Source organism: Salinispora oceanensis, from assembly GCF_000383575.1.
Lineage (GTDB): Bacteria > Actinomycetota > Actinomycetes > Mycobacteriales > Micromonosporaceae > Micromonospora > Micromonospora oceanensis.
Genome location: NZ_KB911579.1, coordinates 2,419,157 through 2,438,404, shown reverse-complemented (window position 1 = coordinate 2,438,404; position 19,248 = coordinate 2,419,157). Strand labels below are relative to the sequence as shown.

The 19,248-nt window shown below is 69.9% G+C and carries 17 protein-coding genes and 1 riboswitch; of the genes, 5 read left to right on the top strand and 12 right to left on the bottom strand.

The annotated features are described in order from the left end of the window. Positions 1-13: 13 nt before the first annotated feature. The 9 genes from pstB to SALPAC4_RS0111385 all read right to left on the bottom strand — a co-directional run bounded on the left by pstB (position 14) and on the right by SALPAC4_RS0111385 (position 8,636). Complete coding sequence (gene pstB, locus SALPAC4_RS0111435) at positions 14-880, bottom strand: phosphate ABC transporter ATP-binding protein PstB (protein ID WP_027644639.1); 867 nt, start codon at positions 878-880, stop codon at positions 14-16. Between the two features lie 61 nt (positions 881-941). Further along, a complete protein-coding gene (gene pstA / locus SALPAC4_RS0111430) occupies positions 942-1,862 on the bottom strand; it encodes a phosphate ABC transporter permease PstA (protein WP_019870430.1) in 921 nt (306 codons plus the stop codon). Continuing rightward, complete coding sequence (gene pstC / locus SALPAC4_RS0111425) at positions 1,859-2,806, bottom strand: phosphate ABC transporter permease subunit PstC (RefSeq protein ID WP_018730300.1); 948 nt, start codon at positions 2,804-2,806, stop codon at positions 1,859-1,861. Before pstC ends, pstA begins: the two co-directional genes overlap by 4 nt. Position 2,807: 1 nt before the next feature. After that, on the bottom strand, positions 2,808-3,764 hold the full coding sequence (locus tag SALPAC4_RS0111420; protein ID WP_019870429.1) for a PstS family phosphate ABC transporter substrate-binding protein: 957 nt from the start codon (positions 3,762-3,764) through the stop codon (positions 2,808-2,810). Between the two features lie 253 nt (positions 3,765-4,017). Beyond that, positions 4,018-4,662: a phosphate signaling complex protein PhoU gene (phoU, locus tag SALPAC4_RS0111410; RefSeq protein WP_018744896.1), complete on the bottom strand. Its 645-nt coding sequence runs from the start codon at positions 4,660-4,662 to the stop codon at positions 4,018-4,020. A gap of 162 nt (positions 4,663-4,824) precedes the next feature. Beyond that, on the bottom strand, positions 4,825-5,679 hold the full coding sequence (locus SALPAC4_RS0111405) for an NUDIX hydrolase (RefSeq protein ID WP_027644640.1): 855 nt from the start codon (positions 5,677-5,679) through the stop codon (positions 4,825-4,827). Between the two features lie 52 nt (positions 5,680-5,731). Next, positions 5,732-6,736 carry an inorganic phosphate transporter gene (locus tag SALPAC4_RS0111400; RefSeq protein WP_019870426.1) on the bottom strand — a complete coding sequence of 335 codons (1,005 nt, stop codon included), beginning with the start codon at positions 6,734-6,736 and terminating at the stop codon, positions 5,732-5,734. 3 nt (positions 6,737-6,739) lie between these two features. Continuing rightward, positions 6,740-7,366, bottom strand: a complete 627-nt coding sequence (locus tag SALPAC4_RS0111395) for a DUF47 domain-containing protein (protein WP_018218078.1) — start codon at positions 7,364-7,366, stop codon at positions 6,740-6,742. Between the two features lie 763 nt (positions 7,367-8,129). Next, entirely contained in the window at positions 8,130-8,636 is a 507-nt protein-coding gene (locus tag SALPAC4_RS0111385; protein ID WP_018744893.1) for a DUF402 domain-containing protein, read from the bottom strand. A 137-nt stretch (positions 8,637-8,773) separates the two neighbouring features. On the opposite strand from SALPAC4_RS0111385, the gene SALPAC4_RS0111380 reads away from it, so the two are divergent. Then, entirely contained in the window at positions 8,774-10,825 is a 2,052-nt protein-coding gene (locus SALPAC4_RS0111380) for an ATP-dependent DNA helicase (RefSeq protein WP_019870424.1), read from the top strand. A 30-nt stretch (positions 10,826-10,855) separates the two neighbouring features. On the opposite strand, the gene SALPAC4_RS0111375 is transcribed toward SALPAC4_RS0111380, so the two are convergent. Beyond that, positions 10,856-12,139 carry an AI-2E family transporter gene (locus SALPAC4_RS0111375; protein WP_027644641.1) on the bottom strand — a complete coding sequence of 428 codons (1,284 nt, stop codon included), beginning with the start codon at positions 12,137-12,139 and terminating at the stop codon, positions 10,856-10,858. Positions 12,140-12,316: 177 nt separating this feature from the next. Here SALPAC4_RS0111375 and SALPAC4_RS0111370 point away from each other — a divergent pair, with 177 nt between their 5' ends. Then, positions 12,317-12,655, top strand: a complete 339-nt coding sequence (locus SALPAC4_RS0111370; RefSeq protein ID WP_019870422.1) for a GroES family chaperonin — start codon at positions 12,317-12,319, stop codon at positions 12,653-12,655. 86 nt (positions 12,656-12,741) lie between these two features. Further along, positions 12,742-12,909, top strand: a complete 168-nt coding sequence (locus SALPAC4_RS27945) for a hypothetical protein (RefSeq protein ID WP_018218073.1) — start codon at positions 12,742-12,744, stop codon at positions 12,907-12,909. Positions 12,910-12,956: 47 nt separating this feature from the next. On the opposite strand, the gene SALPAC4_RS0111360 is transcribed toward SALPAC4_RS27945, so the two are convergent. Then, positions 12,957-14,672 carry a PrsW family intramembrane metalloprotease gene (locus tag SALPAC4_RS0111360; RefSeq protein ID WP_019870421.1) on the bottom strand — a complete coding sequence of 572 codons (1,716 nt, stop codon included), beginning with the start codon at positions 14,670-14,672 and terminating at the stop codon, positions 12,957-12,959. A 24-nt stretch (positions 14,673-14,696) separates the two neighbouring features. Continuing rightward, positions 14,697-14,816: riboswitch (SAM riboswitch) on the top strand. A 43-nt stretch (positions 14,817-14,859) separates the two neighbouring features. On the opposite strand from SALPAC4_RS0111360, the gene SALPAC4_RS0111355 reads away from it, so the two are divergent. Continuing rightward, positions 14,860-16,104, top strand: a complete 1,245-nt coding sequence (locus SALPAC4_RS0111355; protein WP_019870420.1) for an aminotransferase class V-fold PLP-dependent enzyme — start codon at positions 14,860-14,862, stop codon at positions 16,102-16,104. A 63-nt stretch (positions 16,105-16,167) separates the two neighbouring features. Here the strand turns inward: SALPAC4_RS0111355 and SALPAC4_RS0111350 are convergent, their stop codons facing one another. Further along, positions 16,168-17,451 carry an FUSC family protein gene (locus SALPAC4_RS0111350; RefSeq protein WP_019870419.1) on the bottom strand — a complete coding sequence of 428 codons (1,284 nt, stop codon included), beginning with the start codon at positions 17,449-17,451 and terminating at the stop codon, positions 16,168-16,170. A gap of 307 nt (positions 17,452-17,758) precedes the next feature. Here SALPAC4_RS0111350 and SALPAC4_RS0111345 point away from each other — a divergent pair, with 307 nt between their 5' ends. Then, positions 17,759-19,153, top strand: a complete 1,395-nt coding sequence (locus SALPAC4_RS0111345; protein WP_019870418.1) for an FAD-binding oxidoreductase — start codon at positions 17,759-17,761, stop codon at positions 19,151-19,153. Positions 19,154-19,248 lie beyond the last annotated feature (95 nt).

The following is a 19,248-nucleotide window of genomic DNA, read 5'->3' as shown; positions in this document are numbered from 1 at the left end:
ACCGGCCGCGGGCTCAGCCGAAGCGGCCGGTGATGTAGTCTTCCGTGCGCTTGTCCGCTGGGTTGGTGAAAAGCTTGCCTGTCTGGCTGAACTCGACCAGCCGACCGTGCCGCTCCTGCCGCTCGTCCACCTCGGCCGTGAAGAAGGCGGTGTAGTGGCTGACCCGGGCCGCCTGCTGCATGTTGTGGGTGACGATGACGATCGTGTAGTCGTTCGACAGCTCCGACATCAGGTCCTCGATCTTCGCCGTGGCGATCGGGTCGAGCGCCGAGCAGGGCTCGTCCATAAGGATGATCTCGGGCCGGACGGCGATCGTCCGGGCGATGCAGAGCCGCTGCTGCTGACCGCCGGAGAGGGCCAGACCGCTGGTCTTGAGCTTGTCCTTGACCTCGTCCCAGAGGGCGGCGTCGCGCAGCGCCTTCTCCACCAGGTCATCCATGCTGGAGACCTTCATGCCAGTGACCCGCGGCCCGTAGGCCACATTGTCGTAGATCGACTTGGGGAACGGGTTCGGCTTCTGGAAGACCATGCCGATGCGGCGCCGGACCTCGATCGGGTCAACGTCCTTGGCGTACAGGTCCTGGCCGTGGTACGTCACCGCCCCGGAGACGCGAGCTCCGGGGATGAGGTCGTTCATCCGGTTCAACGACCGCAGGATGGTCGACTTGCCACACCCGGAAGGGCCGATCATCGCCGTGATCTGCTTCTCCTGGATCGGCATCGACGTGTCGCGTACGGCCTCGTAGGCGCCGTAGAACACGCTGACTCCGGAGAGCTCCATCACCGGGTCCGCCGCGTCGGGCTTGGAGGTTCCGGTCGGCTGGGCGCCAACGCCGGCAATGCTGACGCTGGGCCGGTTGGTGGTGTCGGTGGGGTTCACGGTGCTCACCTCGGGATGGGGTGGGTGGGACGGTGGAGCCGGTGATCCGTCATCGGACTACTCACCAGCGCTTCTCGAACCGGTTACGAACGAAAATCGCGATCGAGTTCATCGCGAGCACAATCGCCAGCAGCAGGACGATGGCACCGGCAGCGAGCTCCGTGTACTCCGACTGCGAGCGGGTGATGAAGGTGTAGATCTGGATCGGCAGCGCGGTGTACCCGCTGTCCAGCCCATCCGGGTTGAAGGTGATGAAGGTGACCGCACCCAGGACGATCAGCGGGGCGGCCTCCCCGATCGCACGGGACAAAGCCAGGATCGACCCGGTGGCGATCCCCGGAACCGCCGACGGCAGCACCTGCCGGGACACGGTCTGCCACTTGGTCGCACCGAGGGCGTAGGAGGCATGCCGGATCGACTGCGGCACCGCCCGGATGGCCTCCCGGGTGGCGATGATGACCACCGGCAGGACCAGCAGCGACAACACGATCGCCGCGGTGATGACCGTGAACCCAAGGCCGAGCGCCCGGGCGATGATCCCCAGGCCGAGAATACCGAAAATGATCGATGGTACGCCGGCGAGGTTCTGGATGTTGAGTTCCAGCAGCCGGTTGTACCAGCGGGTGTTGTCCGCGTACTCCTCCAGGTAGATCGCGGACAGGACGCCGATCGGCAGGCAGATCAACGCGACCAGCGAGATGATCCAAAGCGTGCCGACCAGCGCGGACTGCACGCCAGCGCCGTCCAGCCGGCTCACCAGACCGGTGGGCATCTCGGTCCACAGCCGGGAGTCCAGCCGGTTCCAGCCCTTGACGAGCACCCAGGTCAGCAGGGCGGCGAGTACGCCGAAGGCGATCAGCAGGCAGGCCTGCATCGCCAGCCGGAACGCGACCTCACCCGGCCGGCTACGGCGCTGGGTCAGCGCATTACCCGACGCGGACGAATCCGGTCGGGTCTCGGTGGTGGTGGTGGGGGTGCTCACTCGTAGACCTCCCGGAAACGACGGACCATCCGGATCGACACCGCGTTCAGCGCGAAGGTGATGAGGAACAGCAGCGCACCGACGGCGAATACCGAGTCGTAGTCGAGCGACCCGACCGGAATGTCGCCCGAGGAGATGTTGGCGATGAAGGCGGTCATGGTCGCCGCCCCCTCCAGCGGATTGAGGACGATCCGGTCCGAGGTGAGGCCACCCGCGATCGTAACGATCATGGTTTCCCCCACCGCGCGGGAGATCCCCAGGACAACCGCGGCGACGATGCCGGACATCGCCGCCGGCACCACCACCCGCGTGGACACCTGCATCTTCGTGGAGGCCAGCGCGTACGCGCCCTCGCGCAGGCTGCGCGGAACGGCGGCCATCGAGTCCTCGGAGATGCTGGCGATGGTCGGCACGATCATGATGCCCATCGCGATACCCGCGATGAGCAGGTTCTGGAAGGCCGGTCCGTCGTCGGTCGGCCACCACTTCTGCAGCAGCGGGTTGAGTGCGAAGAGCGCGACGAAGCCGTACACGACCGTCGGCACGCCAGCGAGCAGTTCGATGATCGGCTTGAGCACCTTGCGGGTACGCGGGTTGGCGTACTCCGAGAGGTAGATCGCCGAGCCCAGGCCGAGCGGAACGGCGATGGTCAGCGCGACGCCGGTCACCGTCAGCGTGGCGGCGACAAGGGGCAGGACACCGTAGGCCTTCTGCGCGAAGGTCGGCGTCCAGCTCGTGCCGGTGATGAACTCAACGACGCTGACCTGCTGGAAGAACCCGATCGTCGGCTGCACCAACGCGATGACGATCCCGATCGTGGTGGCGACCGAGACCAACGCGGCAGCGACGAGCAGGACCTTGACGGTGCTGTCAACGGGGCGACGCCGGCCCCGCCGCAGGGCGCTGCCCGCGGCGGAACCGGCGTTCGAGGTACTGGTGGACACGTCAGGCCGCAGCCTTCAGGGCGTCGAACTCAGCCTGGAGGGTGCTCTTCTGCTCCTCGGTGAGCGGGACGTACTTCGCCTCCAGGACGATCTCGTCGATCTCCTCGATGTAGAAGTTGACGAAGTCCGCGACCTGCTCCTTCTTGACACCGGCGTCGCTGACGTAGATGAACAGCGGCCGGGAGAGCGGCTGGTAGGTGTTCTCCTGCGCGGTCTTCAGGCTCGGCTCGACGCAGCCGGCGCCACCGTCGACCTTGAGCGCCTTGAGCTTGTCCGCGTTCTCCTCGAAGTAGGTGAAGCCGAAGTAGCCCAGTCCGCCCTTGGTACCGGCGACGCCCTGCACCACGACGTTGTCGTTCTCCGACGCGGTGTAGTCGGTGCGGCTGGCGCCCTCCTCACCGTTGATCTCGTCGGTGAAGTAGTCGAAGGTGCCGGAGTCGGTGCCCGGGCCGAAGAGCTTCAGCGGCTCGTCCGGGAAGCTGGGGTCGACCTGGTTCCAGTTGGCGACCTTGGAGTTCGGCTCCCAGATCGCCTTGAGCTGGTCAACCGTGAGGCAGTCAGCCCAGTCGTTGTCCTTGCTGACGACCACCGTGAGGGCGTCGTTGGCGACGACCAGTTCCTTGTACTGGATCCCGGCCGCCTCGCAGGCCTCGATCTCCGACTCCTTGATCGGACGGGAGGCGTCAGAGATGTCGGTCTCCCCCTTGCAGAACCGCTCGAAGCCGCCGCCGGTGCCGGAGGTGCCGACGGAGACGTTGACGCCGTTCTGGACCTCCCGGTAGAAGGTGGCCGCGGCCTCGCTCAGCGGAGCGACGGTGCTGGAGCCGTTGACCTTGACCTCACCCGAAAGCTTTTCGCCACCATCGGCGCCTTCGTTGTTGCTGCTGCAGCCGGTAAGCGCGAGCGCGGCGAGCGCGGTGCCGGCGAGGACGCGCCGCGAAAGCACGTTGCGGTTCACCAGAAAGCCTCTCTATCGGGGTGTGCCAGCCCGTCCGGGCCGTACGAGAAGTCAAGGTAGAAGGCCCAGGTAGCCGCGCGACCGGCGCTAAGTGAACGAAAAGTGAACTCCACGACGAGAATCGTGGCCGGGAACATCAGCACTGTGACTTTCGGGCCACCAGCTCCCCAGATGTCCGGATCGCGGCCCCCGACCTCCGGGTCCCGTCGAGCGCCCGCCCCGGGTCTGCGCGGCCGGCGCTGACCCGACCGGCCTAGAGCCGGATCGTGCCGGTGACCAGGTAGACAACCTGACGCGCCACGTTGACCGCATGGTCCGCGTACCGCTCGTAGTAGCGGCCGACCAGGGCGAGGTCGATGGCGCTCTCCACCCCGTACTGCCAGCTGGCCAACAGCAGCGACAGCAGGCGCGACTGGGCGGTGTCGACCTCGTCGTCGTCGAGCCCGATCTGCATCGCGGTCAGCGGATCGCGGGTGGCGAGCACGGTCGAGGCCTTCTCCGCGAGCCGTGCCGCCGCTTCGGCCATCTCCGTCACCACGGCTGCCGCCGGCGGAGGGACGACCATGACCGGGTACCGCATCTGCACGACCTTGGCAATGTGGACAGCGAGGTCGCCCATCCGCTCGAGGTCGGCCGCGATCCGGATGGCGCAGAGCACCAGGCGCAGGTCCGAGGCGACCGGCTGCTGCCGGGCGAGCAGCTCCGGAACGGCCGCCTCAATGTCCCAGCGAAGCTGATCGAGGACCGCGTCGTTCCGAACAACCTGCTCGGCTGCTTCCCGGTCCACGTCCAGCAGCGCGGTACCCGCACCCCGGATCGCCCCCACGGCCTCCCGGCTCATCACCACCAAGGCGCCAGTCAACCGATCAAGCTGCTCGTCGTAGCCGCTCCGGACCATCGCGCCTCCACCTGCTCGCCTCGCGGCTCCGCCGTCGTCCCGAGGGCGGGTACGCCTTGGCGAACCACGAGTCAGCCACATCGCATAGACAGCAACCTACCGGCTACGGCCCGAATCAGCCGAATCCAGCACCGGCGCTGGGACGGAAGCCTGACCGGCCGGTCAGCGCAGCAGAAACCGGGGCCCAGCGCCGGAATCCTCCAGCCGAGGCATCACCGGACTCGCCGAATCGCGGTTCGCCGCGGCGGCGATGACACCGGCCAGGTCCCGGCAGGCTGCCACCTGCCCGAGGGTGACCAGGGTGGGCGGAAGCATGGTCAGCTCCCCGGTGGCGCAGGCGTCGGCCGGGGAGATCCAGAGCGTGCGGTCCGCCTCACCGGAGACATCCCGGGTACGCTGCCCCACCGGTAGCCGGGCGACGAAGAAGTACGTGTCGAACCGACGCGGCTCGAACTCGGGTGTGATCCACCGGCTCCACGGCAGCAGCAGATCCGAGCGAAGGGTAAGGCCTCGCTGGGCAAGCAGCTCAGCGAAGCCCAGCTCCCGCCGTTCCAGGGCTACCCGGGCCGCCTCCCAGTCATCGCCGGCCACATCACCGACGACCGTGTCGGCGTCGGGGCCGGCGAGCAGGACCCCGGCCTCCTCGAACACCTCCCGCGCGGCGGCGCAGACGACCGCCTGTGCCGCCGTCGGAGCCAGCCCCAGCCGGGTTCCCCACTGATCCGGGGTCGGCCCGGCCCAGTCAACGTGGGCCGTCGAATCCGATGCATCCACGCCGCCACCCGGGAAGGCGTACACACCGCCGAAGGCCATCGCCGCGACCCGGCGGATCAGGTATGCCTCGAAGCCGTCCCGGCCGGCGGACGGCGGGGCAGCGGACGAGGGGGCGGCGGGCCGAAGTAGTAGTACGGTGGCCGCCACCCGGGGTTCCGCCGGGACGCCCCCCTGCTCGCGGAACCGGCGGGCGTGCTCCACCAGCGCCGATGGGGCAGGGAAACCATCGCCGTCGCTAGTCATGGAGCGAGCCTAGATCCCGGCCGGCGGAACGCCCAGTGCCCCTGCCCGCACCTCAGCTGAACAACGGACGAACCAGGAAGTACGTCAGGGCACCGATGCCGCCGGCCGCCGGGAAGGTGAGAATCCAGGCGCCCACGATGTTGCCGGCGACCCCCCACCGAACGGCGGAGAGCCGCTTGGTGGCACCGACACCCATGATCGCCGAGGTGATCGTGTGGGTGGTGGAGATCGGCGCGCCCAGCACCAGCGCATTGAAGTAGAGCACCGAGCTGGCCACGGTCTCGGCGGCAAAGCCCTCCGGCGGCCGCAGGTCGATGATCTTCCGGCCCAGGGTCCGGATAATCCGCCACCCACCGGCGTACGTGCCGGCGGCGAGCACCGCGGCAGAGGTCCAGAAGGCCCACTCCGGGATGTGCGTCGGACTGCCCTGGAAACCACCCACGAAGAGGGCGAGCACCACGATGCCGATCGTTTTCGCCGCGTCCTGCATGCCGTGGCCGACCGACATGGCCGCGGCCGAGGCGCTCTGGGCCCAACGGAAGCCCCGGTTGAGCTTGCCCGGGTGCCCCCGCCGGAAGATCCACTGCACCGCGACCATCACGATGTAACCGAGCAGGAGACCGACCATCGGCGACAGGATCATCGGAACGATGACCTTCTGGCCGATGCCGCTCCACAGCACCGTGCCGGAAGCCGCCACCGTGGAGCCGACCAAGCCCCCGATCAGGGCGTGCGACGAGGACGACGGCAGGCCGAAGTACCAGGTGATGAGGTTCCAGACGATCGCACCGACCACACCGGCGAAGACGATCGCCAGGCTGGCCGTACCGGTGGGCAACTCCACCAGGCCGCTACCGACGGTCTTGGCGACCTCCGCACCGAAGTGCGCACCGATGAAGTTGCCGACCGCCGCCATGGCCAGAGCGACCCGGGGGGTCAGCGCTCGGGTGGAGATGCTGGTCGCGATCGCGTTGGCGGCGTCGTGGAATCCGTTCGTGTAGTCGAAGACCAACGCAACTGCGATCACCGCCAGCACGGCGATGAGTTCAGGGGTCACGGATCAGGACTCCTTGACCGCGATTGTCTCGACTGTGTTCGCCACGTGCTCGAAGGCGTCGCAGGCGGCCTCAAGCTCGTCGGCGACCTCCTTCATCTTCAGCACGGTCAACGCGTCGTACTCGCCGGAGAAGAGCCGGACCAGCAGCATCCGGTACGCCTGGTCGCCGTCGTTCTCCAGCCGGTTGCACTCGATCCAGTAGTCCTCAAGGTCCCGCATCGACCTCAGTCGGGGCATCGCCTCAGCGGTCAGCCTCGCCTGCTGGTCCAGGACGTTGACCAGTTCGTGCATCTCCCGGGGCAGCGACGGCAGCTCGGTCAGGCCGTACAGGTAGAGCAGGTTTCCGACCGCCTCCAGGTGGTCCATGACGTCGTCGAGCAGCGAGCCGAGCCGGTAGATGTCCTCCCGGTCAAACGGCGTGATGAAGGTAGAGTTGATCTTCTTGTACAGCTCGTGGGTGATCTGATCGCTGTCGTGCTCCACCTCGGTGAGCCGCTCGCTGACCGACTGCACCACAACGCCGGGCAGGGCCAGCTCGTTGAGGAGTTCGGTGCCCCGCACCAAGTTCTGCGCGGCCCTGGTGAAGAGCTCGTAGAAGGCACCCTCGTTCGGGCGGAAGGAAAACTTCACAGGACGGACCTCGTCGTGTCGGTGGGGGTGGCAGCCACCTCGCGCGGTGACCCGAGTGGGAATGCTAGGTGCCGCCGAAACGCCGAATGAACCGGCCCACCACTAGCCTACTTTCGTTCATGTTCGGTTAACTACCTGTTCACCTTTATCGGTTCTGGACCTCCGCTCCGGCTCGGGGTAGCGAGCCGGCAAGCGGATACCCCACACATCCGACACCGAACATGCCCCACAGCCCCACCGCGACCCACTACGGCCGGCGACCACCCTCGGTAACCATCTGACCATCCCGCAGTCACCCCCGGTCGCCCCCGATGCCACCCATCGGTAGCGCGATGAACACCTTCTGTGATGACGGGTCCATCCTCGGGAGAAGGAACTTGCGGTTGCGCCTGCTGTCGAGCTGCACTCACGAATGGGGCGCGAGATACCTCACATTGACCCCGACCCCGGGCCGGACGACCAACTCACCTGGGGCCGAAGCCCCAGACAGCGGACATATCTGGCGCATCCACGTGGAGTGTTTGCCACCCCAGCCGACCCACCTTTCGGACCGACTTAGAGAGCTTCAGCTAGTTGGTGACCCCCGGCCTCAGCGCATCCGACGCCCGGTCCCACAGCTGGGGCAGCTCGACAGCAGTAACGCCGACGTACCGTTCACGCGGAACCAGCAACACCAGCAACACCAGCAACGTTCACCCTAAGCAGCGGCCCACCCCGCCGAAGCACCCCCTCAACCGCGGAGGGCCACGCTCCGGTCAGCCCGTCAGACGACCAGGGCCAACCATTTGCGGTACGACGTAGCGAACGGCTCGGTGCCATCGCCCAACGCGGCGAACAGCCAGTGGGCTGCGGCGTGGGCTTCGGAAACCACGTCGTCCGGGTAACCGAACCGCTTGCGGTGCTCGGCGAATTCATCCTCGTCCAGCAGCTCCACCAGACCGGACCCACGCCGGCGCACCACGTCAAGGTCAAGATCGAAGAGGTGCACGGTGTCGTCGTTCTCCCAGCGGGCTGGACTGGCGATGTCGCAATAGACCTCGCTGGTCCGCGGCGGCGGGTTGAACATGCCGGTCCACCACGCGTGATGCGGCACCAGGAGCACGAACGGGATCTGCTCGACGGAGGGGCGGCCGTGGTAGACCGAGGGGGTGCCGACCGGCACGCCGAGCCAGATGCCGAGGTCGTCCTCGGCGAGCCGGCGGGCCGGATAGTCGCGGTGGGCGCTGCCGTCGTACTTGCGGTAGATCACGCGGACCACGTCGCTCGGCATGACTGGCACCCTAGCCGATTCGGCGGATCCGACGTAGCAGGGAGATAACCGGACGCCACCGGTCAGTTGCCAGACCGTGACGACGCCGCGCCGCCGGCCGAGAGCCAGCTGTCGGCGCCGACCGGTACCGTCGCACGGTGACCCCGCCCCGCACCGCCACCGATTCCGCCAGCCCGAAGTACCGAACCGGCAGCCGGCGCTCCGGCGGTGGGGTGACCGGAGCCGACCTGCTCGCTGCGGCGGTCAACGCGGTCCCCGGCGGTGCAGCACGCCCGGGCCAGCAGGAGATGACAACGGCGATTGAGGCAGCCGTAACCGCCCGCGAGCACCTGCTGGTGCAGGCCGGCACCGGCACCGGCAAGTCCCTGGCGTACTTGGCGCCCGCACTCACCGTTGACGGCCCGGTGGTGGTCTCCACTGCCACCCTCGCGCTCCAGTCCCAGCTGGTTGACCACGACCTTCCCCGACTGGCCGACGCGGTGGAGCCGCTGCTCGGTCGGCGGCCCACCTTCGCAGTGCTCAAGGGGCGGCACCATTACCTCTGCCTCGCCCGGCTCGACAACGCCACCGAGGCGGAGCCGGGCGACACCCTCTTCGACACGCCGAGGCCGAGCGGCACGACCTGGCTCGGCGAGGCCGGGCGCCTTGGCCGACAGGTCCAGCGGCTCCGCGACTGGGCGGAGAAGACTGACACCGGCGACCGGGACGAGCTTGATCCCGGCGTTGACGAGCAGGCCTGGCGCCTGGTGTCCATGCCGGCACGCGAATGTGTCGGTACGGCCCGTTGCCCGTTCGGCGCCGAGTGCTTCGCCGACGCCTCCCGGGCCCGCGCCCGTGAGGCCGATGTCGTGGTGACCAACCACAGCCTGCTCGCGGTGGACATGCTCGCCGGGCGACACATCGTTCCGCCACACCAGCTGCTCATCGTGGACGAGGCGCACGAGCTGGCCGACCGGGTCTCCTCCGCCGCGCAGGCGGAGCTGGTGCCGGAGTCAATCGACCGGTCCACCCGTCAGGCCCGCCCACTACTCCGCCCGGAGACGGCCGAGGCACTCACCGCGGCGGGTGACGCCCTGGCCGTCGGGCTCGCCGAGGCCCCCGCAGGTCGGCTCACCACCGGGCTGCCGGCACCGCTGCGAGAGGCGTGCACGCTGCTCGACGCCGCGACCCGGGCGGCGCTCGACGCGATCGGTGAGGTCAAGGCCGACGACCCGGACCCGGTCCGCAAACAGCAGGCCAAGGCGGTGCTCGACGAGTTGTCCGGCACCGCGCAGCGGCTGCTGGAGGAAGCCGACCACGACGTGGCCTGGGTGGAGCGCAACGACACCACCGGGCGGCGGGCGCTCGTGGTCGCCCCGCTCTCGGTGGCCGGCACCCTCGCCACCCACCTTTACGAGGAACGCACCGTCGTCGCCACCTCAGCCACCCTGACCCTGGGGGGCCGCTTCGACAACGTCGCCCGCGCTCTGGGCCTGGAGGTTCCGGCAGCCACGACCGAGGCCCCCGTCACCTCCGGCCCGGATTGGCAGTCACTCGACGTCGGCTCTCCGTTCGACTACGCCCGGCAGGGGATCCTCTACGTCGCCGCGCACCTACCCCGACCCAGCGTCTCCGGCCTGCCCGAGGCGGCCGGCGCGGAGCTTCTCGAGCTGGTCGAGGCGCTCGGCGGACGAACGCTCGGGCTCTTCTCCTCCCGGCGGGCCGCGCAGCAGGCGGCGGAGCTGCTCCGGGAACGCACCGACCTGCCCGTGCTACTTCAAGGCGAGCAGGCCCTGCCACTGCTGGTCCGCCGATTCCGCGAAGAACAGGCGAGCTGCCTGTTCGGGGTGATGTCGCTCTGGCAGGGGGTGGATGTGCCGGGCGACGCCTGTCAGCTGGTGGTCGTTGACCGACTGCCCTTTCCACGACCGGATGAGCCGCTCGCCGCTGCCCGTGCCGCCGCCGTTGATGCCGACGGGGGATCGGGGTTCGCCGCGGTCAGCGTGCCGATCGCGGCCGTCCGGCTGGCCCAGGGCGTCGGTCGGCTGATCCGGGCCACCGGCGACCGAGGGGTGGTCGCGGTGCTCGACTCCCGGCTGGAGACCGCCCGGGGCTACGGCCCCTTCCTCCGCCGGTCGCTTCCGCCGTTCTGGTACACGACCCGCCGCGACGTGGCCCGCGGCGCCCTCGAGCGCCTCGCCAAGGCGTGACCGGACCCGCCCCCCACTCTGGCGAGCTGGTCAGGGAGCCTTACTCGCGACGACGACAGCGTCCGACGGGGTCTCCGGAACGGTCCGGGCGGCGAGGCGACGTACGGCTGTGTTGAGCACCGCGATCAACGGCACCGCGATCAGCGCCCCGGTGATCCCGGCGAGTACCACGCCGGCGGCGATACCAACGATTACCGCGAGCGGGTGGATGGCCACCGCCCGCCCCATGATCATTGGTTGGAGCACGTGCCCCTCGAGCTGCTGCACACCGATCACCACACCCAAGATGATCAACGCGGTGATCGGTCCGCTGTCCACCAGGGCGACGAGCACCGCGACGCCACCGGACAACGTCGCACCGATGATCGGAATGAACGAGGCGAGGAAGATCAGGGCGGCGAGCGGGAATGCGAACGGGATATCGAAAATCACCAGGAAGATGCCGATGCCGAGCGCGTCGATAAAGGCCACCAGCACGGTGGCCCGCACGTACGCACCGAGTGTCTGCCAGGACGCCTGGCCGGCGTCGTCGACCTTCCAGCGGGCGTTGACCGGCACCAGCCGCACTAGGAAACGCCAGATTCGGCTGCCATCACGAAGGAAGAAGAAGGTCGCGAAAAGCACCAGGATCGTGCCCGTAAGCACCTCGGCCAGGGTGGCCGCGGTGGAGAGCGCGCCACTGGTCAACCCAGCCGTATTCTCGTTGAGCCACTTCTCGGCCTCGTTGATGTAGTTGTCCAGCTGCCGGTCATCGAGGTGCAGTGGGCCGGTTCGCAGCCAGTCCTGAATCTGGCGTACGCCCTGGGACGACTTCGCGCTCAGCTCCGGCACGCCCTGGATAAACTCATTGACCACCAGGGTCAGCGTGCCGATCACTGCGGCCAGGCCACCCACCAGCACCACGGCGGTCGCCAGCGACCGCGGGAACCGGGCCCGGAGCAGCCAACCAACGGCCGGGGCCAGCAGCGCCGACAGCAACAGCGCGATGGCCAGCGGGATAATCACGATCCGGATCTGACCCACGATCCGCAGCAGGGCCCAAGCGACGATCCCGATCGCGAGCAGGCGCCAGGACCAGGCGGCCCCGATCCGGAGCGCGTGCGGCACATCCGCGTCGTCCCGGCTGGTCGTCGAGCTGTGCAGCGGCGGGGATGCCTCCACGCCGCTGACCGCCGGTGGTGGCGGGGCTGGTGGCGGGGCTGGTGGCGGGCTGGGTTCCGCCGGCAAGGTGGTACCGGGCGTCCCGGCGCGCAGGCCCGCCGATCGCCGCCGGATTCGGTACGACTCATACGCGCGCCGAAGCCCTCCACGCATCCGCTCGAAACGGCTCAAGCGCACCTCCTGGCGTCAACGCGATCCGCTCCCCCGGTAGGTCGGACAGGATACGCCGTTTACCAACAACCGTGGGGTTGATCTGCCAGCGGATGCCCGCGGTCACCGCCGGGGAACCACGGCCGGGCGGCGGAACGGGACACGGTAGCGTCTGGCCCCGTGAGCAACGACGAGAATCTCGACTCCGGCCTGCCGATCCGGCTGCTGCACGATCGGGTGCTGGTCCGCATGGAGGGCAGTGAAGGTGAGCGCCGCTCCACCGCCGGCATCGTGATTCCGGCAACAGCCGCCGTCGGCAAGCGGTTGGCCTGGGCAGCCGCGGTGGCGGTGGGGCCGAATGTCCGTTCCATCGTCTCCGGTGACCGAGTGCTGTTCGATCCGGACGACCGCTCCGAGGTTGAGCTGCACGGCCGCGGATACGTGCTGCTGCGCGAGCGGGATGTACACGCCGTCGCCGCCGAACGTGTCGAACCGGACTCCACCGGCCTCTACCTGTAGCCCCGAGACCACCGGCCCCCGCCGGTAGCTGTTTGCTCCGCTCCCTCCCGGGAAGTTAGCCGCACCAGGTGCCCTGGGGAGGGACGATGCCGGTACTGCTCAAGAAGTTGCTGTTCTGGGGCTTCATCGCGTTCCTGATCTACTTCATGGCGTTCCGACCCGATGGGGCGGCGGAGATGGTCAAAGCGATCGGGGGCGTGCTGATGGCGTTGGCACAGGGCCTCGGCGACTTCCTCACCAGCCTGATGACGTAACCGTCCGGTCCTGCCGGGCGCCCGGACGGGCGCCCGGCAGGACCGGCTCAGTGCTGGCCAGGGGGCCCCGAGGCGGGCGGCCCAGCGGCGGGCGGTGGCGGATAGCCGGGCGGCACCGGATGACCGGACGGAGCGGGGTAGCCAGGAGGCACCGGGTAGCCGGGCGGAGCGGGGTAGCCCGGCGGCACCGAATGGCCGGACGAAGCGGGGTAGCCAGGAGGCACCGGGTAGCCGGGCGGAGCGGGGTAGCCCGGCGGCACCGAATGGCCGGACGAAGCGGGGTAGCCCGGGGGAACGGGATAGCCCGGGGGAGCGGGGTAGCCGGGCGGCACCGAATGGCCGGGCGGAACGGGGTAACCACCGGGTGGAGCGGGCGGCGCAAGCACGACCGGGATCGGTACGACCGGCTCCTCCGGCGCCGCTACCGCGCGCTGCGAGCCGTCCGGGAACCGCAGATGGTAGCGGTGTCCGTCCCACACCCCGGCGGGGGCGCGCGGATCCCGGCCGACGAAGAACGCCCGGTAGCCGCTGATCAGCTCCAGCAGGTACCGCTCCTCGGCCACGGCCCGCTCCCGCTGCGCCGGACGGTCGTCCAACCCACGACGCATCCCGTCCCGCAGCAGCGCGAGCCGGGTGGCGGCGAACTGGTAGCCACGCATCGCCTTCCGCCCCTGGTCGCCACCGACCCGCTTGGCCCACACCCGGGCGGCGTGCCGCCGGCCGAGACTGCTCAACGTCGCCACCTCCGGCGGGGTGAGCCAACCGGAGCGGACGTAGTCGGGCAGGATCCGCTCAGTGAGCCGCCCTTCCCAGGAGCGCAGCCAGATCGCCAGCCCCACCATGCCGAAGAAGATCGGCACCATGACGCCGATGAGGCCGTAGAGCTGAATCAGCAGCTCCCCGGTGGCCTGGGTCAACGTCGGTAGCAGGTTCCAGGCACCGTGCAACATCATCGCCAGGAGCAGGCCGGCCGCGGGGGCCAGCACCCGCACCCGCCGGTCGGCGCTACGGGCGGCGATGCCCAGCCCTATCCCGGTCATGGAGGTGAACAGCGGGTGGGCGAAGCCGAAGAGCAGGATCCGGAGGATGAAGATCGAAATTACCTGCACCGTGCCGGTCGCCGGGCCGTACTCCTCCACCCCCGTCCGATATCCGAGCCCGCCGAGATAGAGGATGTTCTCCACCATCGCGAAGCCGATCGCGGAGAGCCCGCAGTAGACCAGGGCATCGGTGATTCCGGAGATCTCCCGCCGCCGGAAGATCAGCAACAGGATCGGCCCCAGCGCCTTGGTCAGCTCCTCAATGAAGGGCGCGACCAACACCGCCGTGAGCGCGGTCGACAGACCCGCCGCCTCGAACCGGCCCGCAGCGAAGGTGTTGACCACCAGCGACACCGCGGTGGACACGAAAGCGCCCCAGGCGAAGCAGAAGACCAGGTACCGCAACGGCTCCGGCTCGTACCGGTCGAGCCAGAGGAAGCAGGCGACCAGTACCGGGACGGGCAGAACCGCCGCGACCACGCCGATCAACAGCGCGTCCGTACCAAGGCTCTCGCCAAGCCTCCAGAGCATGAACACGGCGCAGGCCGCGATCAGCAGGATCACCCCGGCCAGGACGAGGTAGCTGAGCCAGTTTCGGCGACGGGACGGCATCTGCGGAGCGGCCGTCGGTGCGGCGGTGATCGGCGGCGGCGGGGGCGCGCCGGGCGGGGTGTCGGCCATTCCGTCAGCGTAGTCACCACCGACCCGGCCGGCCGGCCACACCGCTGCCCGCTAGACTGCAGAGCAGGTCACGAGCGCCAGCGACAAGCCCCGGCTTGCTGGCCGGCAACCCTCGTCGAGGTTCGCGGTGGGGTGCCCCGGGTGATGACCGGGCCGGGCGCGGCGCGCGTCGGGCAAGCGCGGACCCCGTCCACCCGCCCGGGGTCCCTGACCCTGGAGAGCCACCCTGATGACCTGCGCCCTCGCCCCGTCGCCAACCGCCGCCGGCCCACTCGACGTGCTCGGCGTACCCGGTCAGATCAACCTGGACTACGCGGCCAGCGCCCCGTGCGCGCAGGCCGCGACGGACGCCGTGACGGCGCTGCTGCCCTGGTACGCGAGCGTGCACCGGGGCGCCGGGGCCCTGTCGCAGCACTGCACCCTGGCCTACGAGCAGGCCCGGCAGACGGTCGGCGACTTCTTCGGCGCCCGCCCCGACGACCACGTCGTCTTCACCCGGAACACGACGGACGCGCTCAACCTGCTCGCCCGCGCGCTACCCACCGGCACCACGGTGGTGACATTCGGCGGCGAGCACCACGCCAACCTGCTCCCCTGGCCGCGCGGGCCGGTGCGGCTGCCGATGCCAGAGCACCCCGCCGGTGCGGTACGCGCGCTCGATGCCGCCCTCAGCGAGCTGCGCCGCGGCCCCGACCGCGAGCCGCCGGTACTGGTCGCGGTGACCGGCGCGAGCAATGTGACGGGCGAGCGGTGGCCCGTGGCCGAGCTGGCGCAGGTGGCCCGGCGGCACCGGGCCCGGATCGCGGTGGACGCGGCACAGCTCGCCCCGCACGCCCCCGTTGACGTCCGCGCCCTCGAGCTGGACTATCTGGCCGTCTCCGGGCACAAGCTGTACGCGCCGTTCGGCGCGGGAGTGCTCATCGGGCGGGCCGACTGGCTGGACGCGGCCCCGCCGTACCTGGCCGGCGGTGGCGCGACCAGCCACGTCGGCGGCGCGACCCACGACGTGCAATGGGTGGCCGGGCCGGGGCGGCACGAGGGCGGCACGCCGAACCTGGTCGGCGCGGTAGCGCTCGCCGCGGTGTGTGACGCCCTCGCCAGCGCCGACCGGGCGGCGCTGCACGACGCCGAGCAGCGACTGCTGGACCGGCTGCGGGCGGGCCTCGCCGAGTTGCCGGACGCGGTTGAGCTGCACGCCTTCGGGCCGGCCGCACCACGGGTGGGGATCGTCTCGTTCGTGCTGGCCGGCCGGGACTCGGCCAAGGTCGCCGCCCACCTGGCCCGAGAGCACCGGATCGGGGTACGCGACGGGCTGTTCTGCGCCCACCCGTTCGCCCGGCGGCTACTTACCGAGGCGTCCGCCCGCAGCGGTCGGCGGGACCTCCCGGCGACCGCACTGCGGGCGAGTATCGGGCTGGGTAGCACCGAGGAGCACGTGGACCACCTGCTGGCGGCACTCGCCGCGCTCGAGTGACCCGCGGTTTCGCGGCGGCTCGTCGGGACAGCCGGCGAGAACCGGAAACCACACCCCGCCGGATCACCCCCCGGCGGGCGGGGGCTCCGACTTCCCCTCAGACTGCTCCGACTTCTCAGACTGCTCCGACTTCCCCTCGGACGGCTCCGACTTCTTCTCGGACGGCTCCGACTTCTTCTCGGACTGCTCCGACTTCACCGCGCGCTTGTTCTCCTTCAGGTCGCCGAAGGCGTCGCGAACCAGGCGGTTCGCCTCGTCCTGGGCGACACCCGAGGCGACCAGGAGGTCGCTGGCGACGGTACGCACCTGGGCAACCACCACACTGCCGGAGAAACCCACGCCCTCGGTGTACGCCCGCGCGGCCTCGCTGACCGCGCGCAGCGACCGCTCGCGGGCCCGCTCGGGCTCCTCGCCGACGGCGAACTCGTGCCGGAGCAGCCGCACCGACTCAGCGAGGTGAATCATGGAGGCCGGCATCGGTTCGGGGATCGGCTCCGCGTCCTCGATCAGGGTGATGGCACGCCGGGTCAGCGTGGTGGCGTTTCGAATCGCCCGTTCGATCGGGTCGGCCGCCTCCGCATAGTGGGTCAACTCGTCGCGGCGGTGCCAACGCGCGGGGGACAGCGTGGCGGTCTCCTTCGCGCCCTGGATTGCCTCGTCGAACGATGCCACCTCCTCCTTGTGGTCACGGAGCTTCTCCAGCGAGCGTTCTACCTTGTCCCGGTCCCGTTTTCGCAGCCCCTCAGCGGTCGCGTCGAGCTGGTTGGCGAGCAGGTCCAACGCCGGCTGGGCCGCCCGGTTGAGCACCCGTACCGGGTTCAGTGGTAGCAGCAGCGCGGTCACCAGTAACGCGGCGCTACCGCCGATCAACGCATCAAGGAACCGCGGTATCTCCAGGTTGTGCCCGGCCGGGCTGAGCGTGACGATCAGAACAGCCGTCGCCGCCGCCTGGATCAGGATCGCGACGCTCCCGCCGGCGAAGACGGTCAGGAGAATCGCCGCGGTCACCACGAGACAGAGCTGCCACGGCCCGGTGCCCAACAAAAAGATCAAAAGGTCCCCGACCGCCACCCCGACCGCCACCCCGACGATCAGCTCCATCGTTCGACGGAAGCGCTGGCCGACCGAGACGGCGAGGGTACCGACCGCCGAGATCGGCGCGAAGACGGGCTGCGGGCTGCCCAGCAGCTCATGCGCCACCAGCCAGGAAATGCCGGCGGCGAGTCCGGCCTGCACGGAGAGCACTAACGTCGCGCGGACCCGGGACACCCGGTCGTGGAGAGTCGCCCGGCCGCGACGGCGCAACCGCTGCACCGTCGCCGCGATCCGGGCGCCGTCGATGTCCATACCACCGCCATCCCGCGCCCGAGTCGCTACACCAGCGAAGGTCGCTCGTCCCGGGCCACGGCGGGTACTACCCACCCCGCACCCGGTCGAATCCTCTTCACGGCAGTTCCGTACCGCGCGCTGGGAACGGACAGACGACGAGCCGGACGCGGGGCGGAGCGAAAGGGCCGGACGCGGGGCGGAGCGAAAGGGGGCCGGACGCGAAGGCGGTTTGGGGCGGAGCGACAGGGCCGGGCGCGCGGGCGGTTTGGAGGCCGGGCGCGAGGGCGGGTTTGGGAGCGGGCAGCGCGGGTCGTAGCCTCGGCTCATGGGCCCCCTCCTCAACGAGTTGCGTGCCGCGCTCGGTGACGACGCGGTGTTGACCGACCCGGATCTGCTCCGGGCGCACCAGCGGGACGAGGCGGATCTCTGTGCCGCCGGCACGCCACTCGTGGTCACCCGCCCCCGGGACACCGCCCAGGTGACGGCGGTGGTCCGTGCCGCGGCGCGGCACGGGGCGCCGGTGGTGCCGCAGGGCGCCCGGACCGGGCTGGCGGGCGCGGCGAACGCGGTGGATGGCGCCGTCGTGATCAGCACCTCGGCCCTGACCACCATCTTGGAGATCGATCCGGTCAGCCGAATCGCGGTGGTGCAACCGGGGGTGGTCAACGCGGCCCTCGGTGCCGCGGTCGCCGAGCACGGGCTGTGGTACCCGCCGGATCCCGGCTCCTGGGAATCGTCCACCATCGGCGGGAACGTCGCCACCAACGCCGGTGGCATGTGCTGCGTGAAGTACGGCGTGACCACCGAGTACGTGCTCGGCCTCGAGGTGGTGCTCGCCTCCGGCGAGGTGCTGCGCACCGGACGGCGTACTGCGAAGGGGGTGGCCGGGTACGACCTGACCCGCCTCTTCGTCGGCTCCGAGGGCACCCTGGGGGTGCTCACCGAGGTGACCGTCGCGCTGCGGCCCGCTCCGGCGGAGTCGCTGACCATGGTGGCGGTCTTCCCGAGCACCACCGCCGCGGGGGCCGCGGTGGCGGAGATCGCCGCCCAGGGTCTCTCCCCCAGCCTGCTGGAGCTGCTCGACCAGACGCACCTGCGCGCCATCGAGGCGTACCGGCCGATGGGCCTGCGCCAGGATGCGGCGGCGCTGCTACTCGCCGCCGTCGACACCGGTGCCCGCGCCGCCGACGACCTGGCCGCGCTGACGGCGGTCTGCACGGCGGCCGGCGCCGACGAGGTATACGCGGCGACCGACGCGGCCGAGGCAGCAGCGCTGCTACAGGCACGCCGACTGGCGCACCCGGCGATGGAGCGGTTCGCCGCTGAAACGTACCCGGGTGGCAACGGCGGCCTGGTGATTGACGACGTGGCGGTGCCGCGCGGATCGCTGGCCGCCATGCTCGACGGGGTGGCGCGGATCGCCGCCGAGTGCGACGTACCGATCGGTGTGGTGGGGCATGCCGGAGACGGCAACCTGCACCCGAACATCGTGGTTGATCGGGCGGACCCAGCGAGCCTCAACCGGGGGCGACGCGCGTTCGACGAGATCATGCGGTTGGGGCTCGAACTGGGGGGCACCTGCACCGGCGAGCACGGAGTCGGCCTGCTCAAGCGCGAGTGGCTGGCCGAGGAAGTCGGTCCGGTCGGGATCCGGGTGCACCAAGCGATCAAGGCGGCGCTGGACCCGACGGGCCTGTTCAACCCGGGCAAGGTGCTCTGACCCGACGGGCCTGTTCAGCCTGGGCAAGGTGCGCCGACCCGACAGGCCTATTCAGCCCGGGCAAGGTGCGCTGACCCGACAGGCCTGGTCAACCC

What these genes read in the sequence shown, in the direction of transcription:
- phoU (WP_018744896.1), bottom strand. Translation starts at nt 4,662, where the DNA reads ATGGTCCGGAGCGGCTACGACGAGCAGCTTGATCGGTTGACTGGCGCC.
- SALPAC4_RS0111405 (WP_027644640.1), bottom strand. Translation starts at nt 5,679, where the DNA reads ATGACTAGCGACGGCGATGGTTTCCCTGCCCCATCGGCGCTGGTGGAG.
- SALPAC4_RS0111385 (WP_018744893.1), bottom strand. Translation starts at nt 8,636, where the DNA reads ATGCCGAGCGACGTGGTCCGCGTGATCTACCGCAAGTACGACGGCAGC.
- SALPAC4_RS0111375 (WP_027644641.1), bottom strand. Translation starts at nt 12,139, where the DNA reads ATGCGTGGAGGGCTTCGGCGCGCGTATGAGTCGTACCGAATCCGGCGG.
- SALPAC4_RS27945 (WP_018218073.1), top strand. Translation starts at nt 12,742, where the DNA reads ATGCCGGTACTGCTCAAGAAGTTGCTGTTCTGGGGCTTCATCGCGTTC.
- SALPAC4_RS0111355 (WP_019870420.1), top strand. Translation starts at nt 14,860, where the DNA reads ATGACCTGCGCCCTCGCCCCGTCGCCAACCGCCGCCGGCCCACTCGAC.
- SALPAC4_RS0111350 (WP_019870419.1), bottom strand. Translation starts at nt 17,451, where the DNA reads ATGGACATCGACGGCGCCCGGATCGCGGCGACGGTGCAGCGGTTGCGC.
- SALPAC4_RS0111345 (WP_019870418.1), top strand. Translation starts at nt 17,759, where the DNA reads ATGGGCCCCCTCCTCAACGAGTTGCGTGCCGCGCTCGGTGACGACGCG.